At 39.6% G+C, this 15,818-nt stretch carries 17 protein-coding genes and 1 pseudogene; all 18 read left to right on the forward strand.

Features of this window, described 5'->3' with window-relative positions:
• The first annotated feature begins 187 nt into the window (after window positions 1-187).
• The 18 genes and pseudogenes from nudC (at window position 188) to H8S17_RS11380 (ending at window position 15,812) form a co-directional block, all read left to right on the forward strand.
• Window positions 188-1,036, forward strand: a complete 849-nt coding sequence (nudC, locus tag H8S17_RS11300; RefSeq protein ID WP_186867394.1) for an NAD(+) diphosphatase — start codon at window positions 188-190, stop codon at window positions 1,034-1,036.
• 102 nt (window positions 1,037-1,138) lie between these two features.
• Window positions 1,139-1,369, forward strand: coding sequence for a helix-turn-helix transcriptional regulator (locus H8S17_RS11305; protein WP_178050869.1), 231 nt, complete (start codon window positions 1,139-1,141; stop codon window positions 1,367-1,369).
• Entirely contained in the window at window positions 1,344-2,123 is a 780-nt protein-coding gene (locus H8S17_RS11310; RefSeq protein WP_186867395.1) for a DUF3169 family protein, read from the forward strand. The genes H8S17_RS11305 and H8S17_RS11310 overlap by 26 nt, the downstream gene beginning before the upstream one ends.
• 112 nt (window positions 2,124-2,235) lie before the next feature.
• Window positions 2,236-2,808 carry a signal peptidase I gene (gene lepB, locus H8S17_RS11315; protein ID WP_178050844.1) on the forward strand — a complete coding sequence of 191 codons (573 nt, stop codon included), beginning with the start codon at window positions 2,236-2,238 and terminating at the stop codon, window positions 2,806-2,808.
• A 260-nt stretch (window positions 2,809-3,068) separates the two neighbouring features.
• Window positions 3,069-3,497: a 50S ribosomal protein L13 gene (rplM, locus tag H8S17_RS11320; protein ID WP_178050845.1), complete on the forward strand. Its 429-nt coding sequence runs from the start codon at window positions 3,069-3,071 to the stop codon at window positions 3,495-3,497.
• Between the two features lie 21 nt (window positions 3,498-3,518).
• Window positions 3,519-3,911: a 30S ribosomal protein S9 gene (rpsI, locus tag H8S17_RS11325; RefSeq protein ID WP_178050846.1), complete on the forward strand. Its 393-nt coding sequence runs from the start codon at window positions 3,519-3,521 to the stop codon at window positions 3,909-3,911.
• Window positions 3,912-4,167: 256 nt separating this feature from the next.
• The gene (locus H8S17_RS11330; protein ID WP_186867396.1) at window positions 4,168-4,836 is read left to right on the forward strand and encodes a response regulator transcription factor; all 669 of its coding nucleotides are present in this window, start codon (window positions 4,168-4,170) and stop codon (window positions 4,834-4,836) included.
• On the forward strand, window positions 4,824-5,753 hold the full coding sequence (locus H8S17_RS11335) for a sensor histidine kinase (RefSeq protein ID WP_186867397.1): 930 nt from the start codon (window positions 4,824-4,826) through the stop codon (window positions 5,751-5,753). The genes H8S17_RS11330 and H8S17_RS11335 overlap by 13 nt, the downstream gene beginning before the upstream one ends.
• A gap of 106 nt (window positions 5,754-5,859) precedes the next feature.
• Window positions 5,860-6,561: an ABC transporter ATP-binding protein gene (locus H8S17_RS11340; protein ID WP_186867398.1), complete on the forward strand. Its 702-nt coding sequence runs from the start codon at window positions 5,860-5,862 to the stop codon at window positions 6,559-6,561.
• A complete protein-coding gene (locus H8S17_RS11345; RefSeq protein WP_186867399.1) occupies window positions 6,554-9,052 on the forward strand; it encodes an ABC transporter permease in 2,499 nt (832 codons plus the stop codon). The genes H8S17_RS11340 and H8S17_RS11345 overlap by 8 nt, the downstream gene beginning before the upstream one ends.
• A gap of 127 nt (window positions 9,053-9,179) precedes the next feature.
• Complete coding sequence (locus H8S17_RS11350; RefSeq protein WP_186867400.1) at window positions 9,180-10,034, forward strand: helix-turn-helix domain-containing protein; 855 nt, start codon at window positions 9,180-9,182, stop codon at window positions 10,032-10,034.
• Window positions 10,035-10,377: 343 nt separating this feature from the next.
• Window positions 10,378-10,644 (forward strand): hypothetical protein, encoded by a 267-nt coding sequence (locus tag H8S17_RS11355; RefSeq protein ID WP_186867401.1) that lies wholly within the window; start codon window positions 10,378-10,380, stop codon window positions 10,642-10,644.
• Window positions 10,645-10,884: 240 nt separating this feature from the next.
• Entirely contained in the window at window positions 10,885-11,112 is a 228-nt protein-coding gene (locus tag H8S17_RS11360; protein ID WP_186867402.1) for a hypothetical protein, read from the forward strand.
• Window positions 11,113-11,156: 44 nt separating this feature from the next.
• Entirely contained in the window at window positions 11,157-12,107 is a 951-nt protein-coding gene (locus H8S17_RS11365) for a Gfo/Idh/MocA family protein (protein ID WP_186867403.1), read from the forward strand.
• 147 nt (window positions 12,108-12,254) lie between these two features.
• Window positions 12,255-14,282, forward strand: coding sequence for a HelD family protein (locus H8S17_RS11370; protein WP_186867404.1), 2,028 nt, complete (start codon window positions 12,255-12,257; stop codon window positions 14,280-14,282).
• Between the two features lie 81 nt (window positions 14,283-14,363).
• Window positions 14,364-14,555 carry a YjfB family protein gene (locus H8S17_RS11375; protein WP_178050849.1) on the forward strand — a complete coding sequence of 64 codons (192 nt, stop codon included), beginning with the start codon at window positions 14,364-14,366 and terminating at the stop codon, window positions 14,553-14,555.
• A 273-nt stretch (window positions 14,556-14,828) separates the two neighbouring features.
• Window positions 14,829-15,014, forward strand: a pseudogene (gene thiS / locus H8S17_RS17275) (sulfur carrier protein ThiS); the annotation flags it as partial.
• A complete protein-coding gene (locus H8S17_RS11380) occupies window positions 15,015-15,812 on the forward strand; it encodes a thiazole synthase (RefSeq protein WP_408639458.1) in 798 nt (265 codons plus the stop codon).
• The last annotated feature ends 6 nt before the right edge of the window (window positions 15,813-15,818 follow it).

Below are 15,818 nucleotides of genomic sequence, written 5' to 3' on the forward strand. Positions count from 1 at the left end.
AAAATAAGATGTAAAAATATCAGAAAACCTCGGAATTGTAGTGATTCCGGGGTTTCCTTTTTGCTATTGAAAAATATTTTGTGCCTATAGATTTATTTTCTGCATTGAATTTAACTGCCTTTTGCGTATACTATAATTATTGAAAAATACGATCAAATTTGACAAAACAGCAGAAAACGGAGGCTCTATGATTCAGGATATTGCACCACACCAATACGATGTCACATATAAAAATGCAAAAGCAGAACCGGATAACATCATGCTGATCTATGACAAAGGAAGCCTTTTATGTCATATGGAAGGAAATCAGATCAGTTATCCGACAGTACGGGAAATAGCAGAAGTATTTCCGATGATATACGAAAAAGCAAAATTTTTATTCCATATAGATGAAGAAGATTATTTTGAACTGCATCAGCCGAAAATCGAGCCATTTGGCAAATGGCAGTATCTTCCAAAAGAAGGACTGCGGAATGCCAGACCGATCTGGATGGCGTATGCCGGAATTACGGGATTCCAGATACATAAGTGGTATACCGAGCATAGATTTTGCGGAAAATGCGGAAAAAAGATGAAAGCAAAGCAGACAGAAAGAGCCATGCAGTGCCTGGATTGTGGAAGGGTGGTATATCCACAGATCTGTCCAAGTGTGATCGTTGGGATCACAGACGGCAGCCGGATACTGATGACAAAATATGCAAGCAGCCATAGTAACTATAAAAAATACGCTTTAGTTGCAGGCTATGCGGAAATCGGCGAAAGTTTAGAGAATACAGTTGCAAGAGAAGTCATGGAAGAAGTCGGATTGAAAGTAAAAAATATCCGTTATTATAAAAGCCAGCCATGGTCGTTCAGTGATGCGTTACTGGTGGGCTTTTTCTGCGAAGTGGACGGAAATGCAGAGATTAAAATGGATACAGAAGAACTTTCGGCAGCAGAGTGGTTTGAGAGAGATGCGCTGCCAAAAGAACGTTCAGAAGCGTCGATCAGCCTTACAGGAGAAATGATCGATGCATTTCGGGACGGCATAATCTAAATTCATGCTTGACAAGAATAGTTGTCATATGTATAATCAGAAATGACAAGAATAATTGTCAATATGACAATGAAAATAGGCAAGCTGAATGGAGGTATGAATATGCCATTGTATAACCGGTTGAAAGAATACCGTGCAAAGATCTCAGTGAACCAGCATGAAATGGGAAAACTGGTAGGGGTTTCCAGACAGACGATCAGCCAGATCGAACGGGGAGATTATTCGCCATCTGTTTCACTGGCGCTAAAAATTGCAAAAGTATTTGAAGTTCCTGTAGAGGAGATATTTCAGTATAAGGAGGATGCATATGAGTCAGGAAAGCATGAGGATTAAATCAGAAGATAAAAAAGCATTTGGAAAGTTTGCGGCATATATGGCTGCGGCACTTATTATCGGAGTATTACTTGGCGTTGGTATGGGATTTGCAAAATTAAATGGAATGGATATGACAGGTCATACCGTATTAAATGCCATCTTTTTTGCATTGCCCTATGGAATACCGGTCGTTACGCTGTTTATTCTCGTTGTGGTTGCTGTGATATACCACAGATCAAAAAAAGTATTTTTAGCATGGAATGGTGAAGATGAAGAATGTATGGATGCAGTAGAAAAGCAGTTATCCTGTGCATTATGGCTTTCATCGATCAATATGATCTGGAATTTCTGCCTGTTTGGTATGGGATTTTGTTTAGATAATGCGGAATCCATGGAAGTACATTATGAATTAGAAACATCCATGTTGTTGATCGGTGTGTTTGTAGCAGGACTTATCATTCTTACCATAGAACAGCAGAAACTTGTCAATTTGACAAAAGAGATCAACCCGGAGAAAAAGGGAAGTATTTACGATGTCAAATTTCAGAAAAAATGGGAGGCAAGCTGTGATGAAGCAGAATTATTTGCAATCTACAAAAGTGCGTACCGGTCATACTGCATTACACAAAGACTTTGTATTATTTTGTGGCTGTTCTGTATCATAGGTGGATTTGTCTGGGGATTTGGAGCAGTACCAGTCCTGCTCGTGTCCATAATCTGGGGAACGATGATCACAAGTTACAGTTATTATGCGATACATTTGAGCAACTAATTTGAAAAAAGAGTGACGATTTCTTGGTTTAGCGTTATACTAGAAAGTACAAATGAAAAAAAGCATATAACTATCAAGGGCTTGAATAGTTAGGAAGGATAAGGAAATCATTATGGCAAAACAGAGTGCAGGAGAAAAAAGGCAGGGGGAAGAATCGGCAGTGAAAGAAGTGATAAGCTGGGTGGTTACGATTGTGCTTGCGGTTGCCGCAGCATTGGTCATCAAAAATTACGTGATCATCAATGCAAATATACCATCAGGATCTATGGAGAATACGATTATGACAGATGACCGGTTGTTTGGAAATAGATTAGCCTATAATAAAAACAGAACTCCGCAGCGGGGAGATATTATCATTTTTAAGTTTCCCGATGATGAAAGCGAAAATTTTATCAAACGTGTCATAGGATTACCGGGAGAAACCGTTGTGATTGAGGATGCCAAGATCTATATTGATGGATCACCTGTTCCGTTAGATGAAGATTATCTGAAAGAAGAATGGGTGATCGCCACAGGTCCATATACGTTTGAAGTACCTGAGGACAGTTATCTGGTATTAGGAGATAATCGAAATAATTCAAAAGATGCAAGATTTTGGGAAAATACCTATGTTAAGAGCAATAAGATCCTTGGAAAAGCAGTTTTTAGATATTATCCATTCAACAGAATGGGAACTTTGCATTAAAATGACATCAGATAAGTTGTTTTGGGTGTAACACAGGGTGATCAGGGAAACAAAACTTAAGCGAGAAAATCCTTGACACACCGGGTTACGTGTACTATAATGTCTAAGTCTGTAAATAGTATAGAAATGCAAACCAAAGCCCCGGCGAGCATTTGACTATAGATTTGACTTTTGAATTGGCAGAAGGATAGCGTCCGGACATACGAGATTCTGATGCCGACAGAAACATGGCAGTTTGATAATTTCAAGGAGGTAAACCAATGAAAACATTTATGGCCAGCCCTGCTACGATCGACAGAAAATGGTATGTAGTTGACGCTGATGGAATGACATTAGGACGTTTAGCATCTGAAGTTGCTAAAGTATTAAGAGGAAAAAATAAACCGATTTTCACACCACACATCGATACAGGTGATTATGTGATCGTAATCAATGCAGAGAAGATCAAAGTAACCGGTAAGAAGATGGATCAGAAGATTTACTATCATCACTCCGATTATGTAGGTGGAATGAAAGAAACTACATTAAAAGAAATGTTAGCAAAGCATCCTGACAGAGTAATTGAGTTAGCAGTAAAAGGAATGCTTCCAAAGGGACCTTTAGGAAGACAGATGTATAAGAAATTATTCGTATACGCTGGACCGGATCACAAACATGCAGCTCAGAAGCCAGAAGCTTTAACATTTTAATCGGTAAGGAGGTAAATTACAGTGGCTAATACAAAGTATTACGGAACAGGAAGAAGAAAATCATCTGTTGCCAGAGTATATTTAGTACCGGGAACAGGTAAAATCACAATCAACAAAAGAGATATTGATGAATATTTTGGTTTAGAAACCTTAAAAGTTATCGTTCGTCAGCCATTAGTAGCTACAGAAACAGCAGATAAATTTGACGTTTTAGTAAACGTAAAAGGTGGCGGATATACAGGTCAGGCTGGTGCAGTACGTCATGGTATCGCAAGAGCATTACTTCAGGTAGATGCTGACTACAGACCGGTATTAAAATCAAACGGATACTTAACTCGTGATCCAAGAATGAAAGAGAGAAAGAAGTACGGCTTAAAAGCAGCTCGTCGTGCTCCACAGTTCTCAAAGAGATAATCATTTGGAACAAAAAAAGACATACAAAACCCCAGAAACCGCGTGCTTCTGGGGTTTTTCTTTACCCATTGATTTCTCTCGGACGCCCAGATATGTGGTGGGAATTTTTGTGAAATATTTTTGTACACTAGATAATCACATAATTGAGATTATTTCTTTTTTAGCCATACCAAGGAAAAATCTGTGGTACAATATGGAAAATATTATTGATATACAGGGATAGCATTGTGAGTATCCGTACCGGAGGAAATAGGATTTGCAAAATATATTAGTTGTCGAAGATGATTATGATTTGAATCAGGCAATCTGTTATTGCTTAAAAAAATCAGGATATGGTGTTTATGGTGTGACTTATATGGAGAAAGGAAAGCAGATTTTTATTGAGAATCAGATAGATATGGTTCTTCTGGATGTGAATCTTCCGGATGGAGAGGGCTTCTCTTTTTGCCGGTGGGTAAAAGAGCAAAAAGAAGTTCCGGTGATTTACCTGACAGCCAGAGATATTGAGGAGGATGCTCTGATAGGATATGAATCTGGAGCTGAAGACTATATTACAAAGCCATTTTCAATGAAAATTTTACTCAAAAAAATAGATGTTATTTTAAAAAGAACTGCTTCGATAAATCGATTGATTTTTGTAGATGAGAATTTATACATAGATTTGGATAATGCGAGAATGACGGTAAAAGGTCAGGAGTGTCTCATCACACCAACAGAGTGCCGTCTGCTTCGTCAATTTCTTATGAACCGGGGACAGCTTCTGACTTATGATCTGTTATTGGAGCGGTTGTGGGACAGTGGAGGACAGTTTGTGGACAAGCACACACTGGCAGTAAATGTGAATCGTCTGAGAGGAAAGATTGAAGATAAGAATCACAGGTATATTTCAAATGTATATGGGATGGGATATCAATGGATTGGCTGATGTGTGTCATGATGATAATTTTATTTGCAGCAGTACTGGTATTGTTATGGAAAAACTACCGGATAAAAAAAGAAGCGAAGTCGTTTGCTGAAAAGGTGGAAGATGCTCTGGATGCTATCGTAACAGGAAAAGAATGGAATTTAGAAGAGGAATTGGAAGATAGTCTTTGGGGAAGAACAGGAACACAATTAGCGAAAGCTGGGCACGTATTTCGGAAAAAAGAAGAAGACGGTTTTCGTGAGAAAGAAAGAGTAAAGGGATTGATTTCTGATATATCCCATCAGACAAGGACGCCCATTGCCAATATAAAACTATACCTGGAACTCCTTGAGGACGAGGAGTTTTCGCAAAACGGTCAGGAGTTTTTGGAAAAAATCAAAGGACAGGTGGAAAAAATTGATTTTTTAATGCAGAGCATGGTAAAAATGTCAAGGCTTGAAACGGGAATTCTGCAAATACATAAGGAAGACCAAAATCTATACGAAACAATTCGCCACGCAGTTGCCGATGTGGTTCCGGAGGCGGCGTTGAAGGGGATTGATCTATATGTGAACTGCGAAGAAAACATGATGATTCGTCATGACAGCAAATGGACGGAGGAAGCAATTTATAATATTCTGGATAATGCACTCAAGTATACCGAACCCGGTGGAAAGATCCATATTCAGACAGAAAGACAGGAATTATTTTTTAAGATCAGTATTTCCGATACTGGAAAAGGGATTGCCCCGGAGAGGCAGGCAGAAATCTTTACAAGATTTTACCGCGAGCCGGAGGTTCATGATAAACCAGGAGTTGGGATCGGATTATATCTTGCAAGAACAATCATGGAGCTTCAGAAGGGCTACATAGAAGTACAGTCTGAAATGGGAAAAGGAGCGTGTTTTCGCCTGTATTTTCCAGTGAATGAATCGTAACATAACCGATCGGAGATTGTCACAATCTTGTGATAATTGAGAATTGAGACAGGTTTGTGATTATTAGGAGATATTCTATAGAATATCAAAAGAAGGAGGCAAACCAATGGAAAAATACATTGTAGAGACAAGAAACTTAAAAAAATACTATCAAATGGGTGAAAATACGGTAAAGGCATTGGATGGCGTAGATTTTCGTGTGAAAGATCAGGAATTTGTTGCTATTATCGGAAAAAGCGGATCCGGGAAAAGCACACTTTTGCATATGCTGGGTGGACTGGATGTGCCAACAGAAGGGGAGGTGTTGGTAGAGGGTAAGTGCCTTCTGGGTCTGAAAAAAGAACAGCTTGCCATATTCCGCAGAAGAAAGATCGGGTTTATTTTTCAAAATTATAATCTTGTCCCGGATCTTAATGTATATGAGAATGTTATTCTTCCGGTGGAACTGGATGGGAGAAAGGTTGATGTGGAGTATGTGGATGGGATACTCGAACTGTTAGGGTTGTCAGAGAAGAGGGAAGCTCTTCCTGGAACATTATCTGGTGGACAGCAGCAGAGGGCTGCGATTGCCAGGGCGCTTGCGGCGAAGCCCGCCATTATTCTGGCTGATGAACCGACGGGAAATCTGGATTCGGTTACCAGCCATGATGTACTTGGACTTTTGAAAATGGCAGCAAGACAGTTCAGCCAGACATTGATCCTGATCACGCATGACAGAGACATTGCACAGCTTGCAGATCGTATCGTACATATTGAGAACGGAAAGATTGTAGGAGATACCAGGAAGGGAAGTGATTCCTATGCTTAAGAATCCGAATCAGAAAGTGATCAAGAGGATGGCACGGAATGCTTTAAAAGAAAACAGGAGAAAGACCATTACTTTGTTCCTGGCGGTTCTTCTTTCTTCCTTTTTGGTATTTACAATATTCACAGTTGGAGATTCTTATTTTAGATTTCAGAAAATTCAGAACATCCGTATGTCAGGAGCTGAATTTGATGCAATCATGTATGGAGTGACGGATGAACAGAAGCAAATGTGTGAGAACAACCCGGATATTGTTTTGACTGGTACGGCGGGAGTCTGTGGATGGGTAGAAAAAACAGATCAGGATTCCACACCTAATGTGGGACTGATCTGGGCAGATGATGGATATTGGACACAGATGATGGAGCCGGTCAGAGAAAAGCTGGAAGGAAGCTATCCGACAGCTTTGGATGAGATAATGGTAACAAAATCTGCTTTAAAAGAATGTGGTTATGAAGATCTTGAGGTAGGTGATACCCTTGATATGTCTTACGGAACACAGAAGGGAATCTTTACAGGGACTTTTCGAATTAGTGGAATCTGGGACGGATATGGACCAAAGAAACAGTTTTTTGTCTCGAAAGAATTCTACGATCAATCGGGCTGTAAGCTTTCTGAGGCATCTTCCGGTCGTTACTTTATGGATTTTAAGCAAAAAATAATGACAAAAACACAACAGAATGCTTTTATCGAAAGTATGAACCTTGGAAAGCAGCAGAATCTTTTCTTTATGGGTGATCTTGGCGCATCTGTTCAGATCTTGGCTGGCATTATTGGCTTGATTGTGGTTACCTGTTTGTGTGCGTATCTGCTTATTTATAATATTATGTATCTTTCCGTAGCTGGAAAAGTTCGTTATTATGGGCTGCTTCAAACGGTCGGAATGACTGAAAAGCAGGTGAAAAAGATGATGAGGGACCAGATGTTTCTAATAGGATCTGCGGGGACAGTAATAGGATGTCTGTCAGGTGGACTGGTATCCTTTTTCCTGATTCCAGTTGTAGTAAAATCACTTGGAATCAAAAGTGGCTATGTTGGAGCAGAGATGATTCGTTTTCACCCGGCTGTTCTGCTAGTAACCATCTTACTGGTTGGAGTCACCCTCTTATTGGCCTGTCAAAAACCGGCAAAAATGGCAGCAGATATTTCTCCAATAGAAGCGCTTGGTTATCGGCCGACCCACAAAATCGTAAAAGCAAGAAAAGTAGGGAAGAGGAAAGTAATAGCCGGACTTTCCTTGAGGCAGTTTACAAAGGATAAGAAAAGAACTGCGGTGGTACTGTTGTCTTTGGCGGCAAGTTTGTCAGTGTACCTTTGTATTGTGACCATGCTGGATAGTCAGGCGGCAAGAACCATAGTGTCAAATTATATGGATACAGATATGGTTATTACAAACGATACGGCATGCAAAGAAAAATCAGAAGACAGAAGAGACATTCTGGATGATTCTTTTGTGAAGTCAATCAAAGAAAATACTGGAGTCTCTGAAGTACATTCTGTGGAATTTGCCGAGATTACAGTTCCATGGGAACCGGATTTCGCTGAAATGTGGATGAAAGAATTTTATGCAAAGTGGATGAGTGTTCCATATAGTCAGGATAGAGATGAGTATCAGAATCATCCTGAGAATTTTGGCTCATCTTTGATTGGAATCGATGAACAGGAATTTGATTATTTAAATAACAGCCTTGAACATCCGATAAATAAAGAGAATTTCCTTTGTGGAAAAGCATGTATTGTTTATCGAAATGGTTTGGATTTTGCAGATGCTGACATAATAGGAAAAAATGTAACATGTGCGTTGTATGAAGATCAGCAAACGACAAAAACTTTTGTTATAGAAGGAGTTACGGACGAGAATTATTATACGGCACTTCTGGGATATCCACCGACTATTATAACCAGTGATCAGGTGGTGAATACATTTGCCAATAATCCAATTAGGCTAAAGACCGGCATAAAATATCACAAAGAATATGATAGAGATACAGAGCAAGAAATTTTGTCGTTATTAGAAGAAAATGACAATGCAAAAGATTTTTCCTGGGAATCCAAAATCGAAGATGCGGATGAGATTGAAAAAGCACAGGGCTATATGCCACAAGTGGGAATCGGGATTGTGTTGATTCTTGCTTTTATCGGAATTATGAACTATATGAACACTTTTGTAGTAAATGTGCAGAGCCGAATGACGGAGCTTTCGGTTATGGAGAGTATCGGGATGACTCCGAAGCAGCTTCTTGGAATGCTGGTCAGGGAAGGTATTCTCTATGTAGGCGGCGCATGGCTTGTTACACTAACAGTAGGACTGGGAGGAACGTATCTTCTGTATGAATCTATGAATTATCGGGGAATTACGTTTTCAGTGCCAATACTTCCGTTTTTATTTACAGTAGGAATTAGTGTGCTGGTTTGCACTATGATTCCGGTGCTTACCTGGGTAATTTTGGAAAAGAATGGAACTGTTGTTGAGAGAATTAAGGGTGTTGAGTGATATTGAAGCAACGCACCATAATGGTGACACCATAATTTAAGGTGGTGCTTGATGTTGTTTTGGATTTAGGTGATACTATAATCACATCTGCAGATGATAAAATCAAAATGAAAGGAGCAGATTTGATATGGTCGAATTTGGCGAACAACTAAGAAGAGCAAGAGAAGGTAAGGGAATGACTCAACAATCTCTTGCAGAGCAATTATACGTAACAAGGCAGTCTGTTTCCAGATGGGAATGTGGTGACAGATATCCTGATTTGCTTACAACAAAGAAAATATCTCAGATTCTGGATGTAAGTCTTGACGATCTACTGGCTGGAAAAGATATGGTAAAATTGGTAGAAAGAAATCCTGTAATAGAAAAAAAGAGTGCAAATTATATAATGATTGCTCTCTATACGTTTATTGTATTCTCATTCTTAATTACAATAATTGATATGATAATTAGGTTTCCGCTGCAATCACAGGCAGTTGGTTACAGTGATATTCAGCTTATTGTGATTAATATATTGGGAATAATCATTCAGATTGTATTTTTTACTTATGGATTATATCAAGCTGTAAAGGGCACATTATCTCCAAAAAGGATGGGGGTTGTTATTGTAGCGTATTTTGGTGCAATGTGTATAACAGGATCTGAAAATATTATTAGATATGCAACATGGCAACTTGTTTGTGTTGGAATTGCTTTAATAATTCCAAGCATCATAGGTGCTATTGCATCCTTTTACTATTTTATACGTTGTAAGAATGATAAGATATGGTCGCGTTTGATTTCGGTGGCAGCAATCTGGGGAATTATCCGAATTGTAATCAATAATTATCAGATGATTAGGTATGCAGAACAGTATTTGTCAATGAACACCACAGTAAGATTAGTATTACAAATGGCCATCTATGGATTGATTCTATATCAAACATTTACGTTGACCAAGAAGCGAAAGAATGCTATAGAGATTAGCAATACAGAAAAGCAATAAAAATTGATTGACTAAAAACCGTAGTCACAATATAATATGTGTAGGAGAGAAGCCTGCGTAAGCGAAGTAAAAGTAGACGGGACAGCCTACTTCCTGATGGGGGGCAAATAATAGCCATAGAAGATTGACCGGTGTATTCCGATCCGCTGTCCATATTAAGAGATTAGGCGTCTGTGAAATATCAGACGCTTTTCTTTTACATGAGAATATGGAAAGATTTCTAAAACGAAATTCTTTGAAGAAATCGAAAACGGACTTGATTTAGATTCATTCATGGAGAATAAAAAAGCGTTTGAATGATTTTAAACATAGAATTCGGATGTTTGGATGCATATATCAGATCATGAAAGATGAGGAATTGTTTTATATTAAAGACAAACAACTTAAGGATAGTTCCGTAAAAGCTGATTATATTAAATATGCTCTGATCGATAACAATGGAGCCAATGTGGGAATCAGATGTTTTGAGAATCAGTATATTGCATATACAATGTTGATTGACAGAAGTATCAATCCAACTGCAACAGTTGAAGGGTTAATCCCAATACGAATAGAAAAATTGGAAATAATTCGAGACGGTGAGATTGTTGAGACGATAGTACATAAATAAAAGCCAGATACCATCTCTGATACCTGGCTGTGAAGAGAAGTGCTCAGTTGTTATAGGATGCTGTGGGTTTGCAGCAAGTATGCAGCACATATATCCGCAAAGCCTTATTTTACGGGTTTCCACAGTTTCGCAAACGTTAATTTCGGTTCACAAAGAGATAATCTTTTACAATCCAAAACGTTTTATGGCGTTTCAGAAAAGTATGTTACACCTCGGAATTCCGATTCCGGGGTTTTTTTTGTGAACTATGATAGAAAAGAGTTACTGTTCACACCTGACAGTGTAACCAGCAACGATTACAGCCCATTTAAAATGCCTCTACGAAGCAGTCTTCGTCTGAAATGGCGGGTACTAGGTTGCGGTTTGGGATTTCCTGTGGTATCTTTAATGTGTCTTTATACCGTCGTAGTGCCGCCGGCAAAAAACGAGGGTGGAGAAGGCACACATTACGAAAATAAGAAAATCTAAGTTTCACCCGAATCTAAAAATAAATCAAAAGGAGAATCCAAAACATGAAATTTGCAATATTAGCACCGGGAAAAATTGCACATATGATGGCAAAAACCGTTACACAGTTAGAAGAAGTAGAATGTTATGCAGTAGCATCCAGAAGCTATGACAGGGCAGAAGTATTTGCAAAACAGTGGAATTTTGAAAAAGCCTATGGTTCGTATGAGGAATTAGCAGAAGATCCGGAAGTGGAACTGGTATATATTGCATCGCCACATTCCCATCATTATGAACACGCAAAATTATGTTTAGAACATGGTAAACATGTACTGTTAGAAAAAGCATTTACAGTCAATGCAGCACAGGCAGAAGAACTCATTGCACTTGCAAAAGAGAAAAAACTGTTGCTTGCAGAAGCAATCTGGACAAGATATATGCCGGGCAGAAAACTCTTAGATGATCTTTTAGCAGATGGTGTGATCGGAAACGTGACATCATTAACAGCCAATTTAGGATATGTCCTGACAAATGTAGAACGTATGATAAAACCGGAATTAGCAGGTGGAGCATTGTTAGATGTTGGAGTATATCCGATTAATTTTGCATTGATGACATTTCACAGTGAGGTTGCAGAAATCGACACAACCGCAGTGATGTCTGATAAGGGCGTAGATCTGATGAACAGTGTTACACTGACGTTTGCAGATGGAAAAATGGCAGTTTTACACAGCAGTATGCAGTCTTTGACAGACAGGGAAGGTGTGATATTCGGAGATCAGGGATATATCGAAGTGCAGAATATCAATAACTGTGAAGAAATCCGGATCTATGATCTTGACAGAAATTTAGTCAGACGCGTCAATGTTCCGGAGCAGATCACCGGTTATGAATACGAAGTATTATCCTGTATCAAAGCGATCAGAGAAGGAAAAAGCGAATGTCCGGAAATGCCGCATGAGGAAACACTCCGTGTTATGCGCCTGCTCGATGAGATCCGCAGTAAATGGGCGTGACATATTACTGCCTGCTGTCAGCCGATGAACAGTAACGAACAGTCACTATTATGAACAAGTTCCCTACAGATTCTCTTGAAAAATCTCCATTGCCTTGTTACAATCGTTTAATACGATTTCATATGTGCAGCAAAGGAGAGCAGACAGATGAATGAAGAAGCCTATTTAGATCTTGTGATGGATGCGCTGCATCAGAAGATTAAGGAGATCAATACCAAAATAGCAGGCAATGAAAAAGATATTGAAAGTATGCATGACTATTTCTGGGAAAATTATACAGAATTTGATGAATATGGTTATGAGATATACGATAACAGCAATGCCTTAAAAAGCAGAATGAAAGAACAGGACGATTATGCGAAAATGCGTATCCGGTATGAAAAAATGCTGGACGCACCATATTTTGGCAGAGTGGATTTCTGCTATGAGGGAGAAGATGAACCGGAAACTTATTACATTGGCATTGCAAATCTGGCGAAAAAGCGTGCAGAGAATCCATATGTATTTGACTGGAGAGCACCGGTGTCAGGGCTTTTTTATGATTATGATAAAGGTGCAGCACAGTTTACGGCACCATCTGGCGTATTGACCGGTGAAATCACTAAGAAGAAACAGTATAAGATCCGCTATGGAAAGATCATTTATATTTTAGAAAATGATATGAATATCGACGATGAGATCTTACAGCAGACCTTGTCGGAACATGCAGATGCCAGTTTAAAGAGCATCGTTACGACGATCCAGAAGGAACAGAATAGCATTATCCGTGATACCACACACAGGATTCTTGCTGTTCAGGGCTGTGCCGGAAGCGGAAAAACATCTGTTGCCTTGCACAGGATCGCTTATCTGCTCTATCATAACCGGAAAAATTTAAGTGCCGCACAGGTATTGATCTTATCCCCAAACAGTATTTTTGCAGATTATATTTCAAGGATACTGCCTGAATTAGGAGAGGAAAATATCTGCGAAATGACACTTGATGACTTTGCCTATCGGGAACTGCGTTCCTATGGGGAGGCAGAAGACCGCTACGATGAAATTGAAAAACGTCTGCACATGGATAGCATGGGGGATTTCCTGACAGAAGAAGCAGATGCGAAACAGACCAAAGAATACGTGGAAGAATTGAATGCATTTGCCCTAAGTTTGGAGTGGGAACTGATGAACTTTAAAGATTTTCATTATAAAAAAATGGAAATGAAAGAAAGTGAGATCTCCGATCTGTTTTATGAAAAATTTGCAGATGTTCCGATCTTAAGCCGTATGGAAAAAATCGGGGAATATCTGATCGATGCCGAGGAAACCTTGCGGAATAAAAATATGGAAGACGATCAGAAACAGGAAATTTTTGACCGTTTAAACCGTATGTATGAAACGAGAAATATTCTGAAATTGTATCTGCGTTTCCTCTCAGAAAGTAACAGAGATGGCTTTTGCATCAGAAATGGCATGATACGTTATGAAGATGTATATCCGCTTTTGTATTTAAAATATACATTATTAGAAGCACCAAAACGCAGGGAAGTCAAGCATCTTGTGATCGATGAGATGCAGGACTATTCTTATTTGCAATATGTATTGTTATCCCGGATATTCCACTGCCCGATGACGATCCTTGGCGATAAAGTACAGACTATGGCAGAAAACAGGCAGGACGTACTTACATTTTTGCCAAAGATCTTTGGAAAAGAAGTACACCGGGTATATCTGAACAAGAGTTACCGTTCCACATCGGAAATCACAGAATTTGCCAGCCGTTTGCTGCAGGAAGAAAATGTTCAGACCGTAGAGCGTCATGGAGAATTGCCGCAGACAATCTCCTGCTACAGCACAGAAGAAATGTATGAAACGCTGGCAGAAGATATAAAGGGCAGAGAAGATGCGGAAACAATCGCAGTACTTTGTTTAGATGCAGCAGATGCCAAAAAGACAGCAGAACAGTTGCAGGCAAAACTCCCAGAAGATATACCGGTCACATTGCTGACAAAAGACAGTATGAAGTTTGGCAGGGGGATTTCCGTAATGCCATTTTATCTGGCAAAAGGACTGGAATTTGATGCGGTCTTTATACCGGAAACAGAAAAATATGTGACATCGCTCCATAAGCAGGCACTTTATATTGATGCGACGAGGGCATTACATTTTCTGCGTCTGTATGAGGTACAGATTTAACAGGAGTTTTTTGACAAATCATAAAAGCCGTGATAGTATAAAAAAAGAGTAAGTCAATCAAAATTTTAGGAGGTGCATACAATGGATATTGCAGGATTATCAATGGCATTAGCACAGACAAGTGTGCAGAATGATGTCAGTATGGCAGTGTTAAGTAAAGCAATGGACGCAAATGAAACAATGGGAGATGGCATCGCAAAGATGATCGATGCTGCTGCAATGGAGCGTTCCGTAACACCTCATATCGGCGGCAATATCGATATTTCCATCTAAAATTATTGCTTTACAGATGAAGAAGCGTATGCTATAATGAGCGGCAGAGTGATAAAGAGAGTTTATTCTGGTTGTCACAAAAGATAATTACATAATGATACATAGAGTGAATGACAGCATGAGCTGCGAAGATATTGAGGTTCACGAAGGGGTACACCACCGCGGGTGTATTCTTTCGTGAACTTTTTTTGTGTCTTTGGGCTCATAAAATGCACCGCAAATGGTTTTTATTTTGTCTGCTCTTATGTATCCGTACAGAAAGGAAAACAAAACATGACACTTACAGTAAATGGAAAAACAATGCAGTGTAATGATGCGGTCACAGTCGCAGATCTGTTAGCCGAAACCGGCTACAAAGAAGTCTACGTTGCCGTAGAATTAAATGAGGAGATCGTGCCAAGAGAGAATTTTAAGACATGTGTTTTAAAAGAGAACGACGTTGTTGAGATTGTTACATTTATGGGTGGCGGCAGTCAGGAATACAAAAAAGAAGAAGATACATTCAAATTAGGAGGACATGAATTTACGTCCCGTTTTATCTTAGGTTCCGGAAAATATTCATTAGATCTGATCGAAGCAGCCGTAGAACATGCAGGGGCACAGATCATCACGCTTGCTCTCCGCCGGGCATATCAGGGTGGAGCCGCAAATATCATGGATTACATTCCAAAGGGAGTCACTTTACTGCCGAATACTTCCGGTGCAAGAAATGCCAAAGAAGCTGTCCGCATTGCAAGATTATCCAGAGAGATCGGCTGTGGGGATTTTGTAAAAATCGAAATCATGCGGGATTCGAAGTATCTTTTACCGGATAATCAGGAAACGATCAAGGCAACTGAAATGTTAGCTAACGAAGGATTCGTGGTCATGCCATATATGTATCCGGATCTGAATGTTGCAAGGGATCTAAAAGAAGCGGGAGCAGCCTGCATCATGCCACTTGGAGCACCGATCGGTTCAAATAAGGGACTCTGTACAAAAGATTTTATCAAGATACTGATCGATGAGATCGATCTGCCGATCATTGTAGATGCCGGTATCGGCTGTCCGTCGCAGGCTTGTGAAGCTATGGAAATGGGAGCTGCTGCAATTATGAGCAATACCGCTATCGCAACCGCCGGAAATATTCCATTGATGGCTGAAGCTATGAAAGATGCGATCGCAGCAGGAAGAAAAGCATTTTTAGCCGGAAAAGGACGCGTGATCGAATCCGGTGCACAGGCATCTTCCCCATTAACCGGATTTTTACATGACTGATCAGAA

It is taken from the genome of Roseburia zhanii (assembly GCF_014287635.1).
GTDB lineage: Bacteria > Bacillota > Clostridia > Lachnospirales > Lachnospiraceae > Roseburia_B > Roseburia_B zhanii.

Bases quoted from the DNA above. Each gene is read 5' to 3' on its own strand.
- H8S17_RS11380 (WP_408639458.1), top strand. From the start codon at position 15,015: ATGGGTGGCGGCAGTCAGGAATACAAAAAAGAAGAAGATACATTCAAA.
- H8S17_RS11345 (WP_186867399.1), top strand. From the start codon at position 6,554: ATGCTTAAGAATCCGAATCAGAAAGTGATCAAGAGGATGGCACGGAAT.
- H8S17_RS11370 (WP_186867404.1), top strand. From the start codon at position 12,255: ATGAATGAAGAAGCCTATTTAGATCTTGTGATGGATGCGCTGCATCAG.
- H8S17_RS11365 (WP_186867403.1), top strand. From the start codon at position 11,157: ATGAAATTTGCAATATTAGCACCGGGAAAAATTGCACATATGATGGCA.
- H8S17_RS11340 (WP_186867398.1), top strand. From the start codon at position 5,860: ATGGAAAAATACATTGTAGAGACAAGAAACTTAAAAAAATACTATCAA.
- H8S17_RS11335 (WP_186867397.1), top strand. From the start codon at position 4,824: ATGGATTGGCTGATGTGTGTCATGATGATAATTTTATTTGCAGCAGTA.
- H8S17_RS11355 (WP_186867401.1), top strand. From the start codon at position 10,378: ATGAAAGATGAGGAATTGTTTTATATTAAAGACAAACAACTTAAGGAT.
- H8S17_RS11350 (WP_186867400.1), top strand. From the start codon at position 9,180: ATGGTCGAATTTGGCGAACAACTAAGAAGAGCAAGAGAAGGTAAGGGA.
- H8S17_RS11375 (WP_178050849.1), top strand. From the start codon at position 14,364: ATGGATATTGCAGGATTATCAATGGCATTAGCACAGACAAGTGTGCAG.
- H8S17_RS11305 (WP_178050869.1), top strand. From the start codon at position 1,139: ATGCCATTGTATAACCGGTTGAAAGAATACCGTGCAAAGATCTCAGTG.
- H8S17_RS11310 (WP_186867395.1), top strand. From the start codon at position 1,344: ATGAGTCAGGAAAGCATGAGGATTAAATCAGAAGATAAAAAAGCATTT.
- lepB (WP_178050844.1), top strand. From the start codon at position 2,236: ATGGCAAAACAGAGTGCAGGAGAAAAAAGGCAGGGGGAAGAATCGGCA.
- rplM (WP_178050845.1), top strand. From the start codon at position 3,069: ATGAAAACATTTATGGCCAGCCCTGCTACGATCGACAGAAAATGGTAT.
- nudC (WP_186867394.1), top strand. From the start codon at position 188: ATGATTCAGGATATTGCACCACACCAATACGATGTCACATATAAAAAT.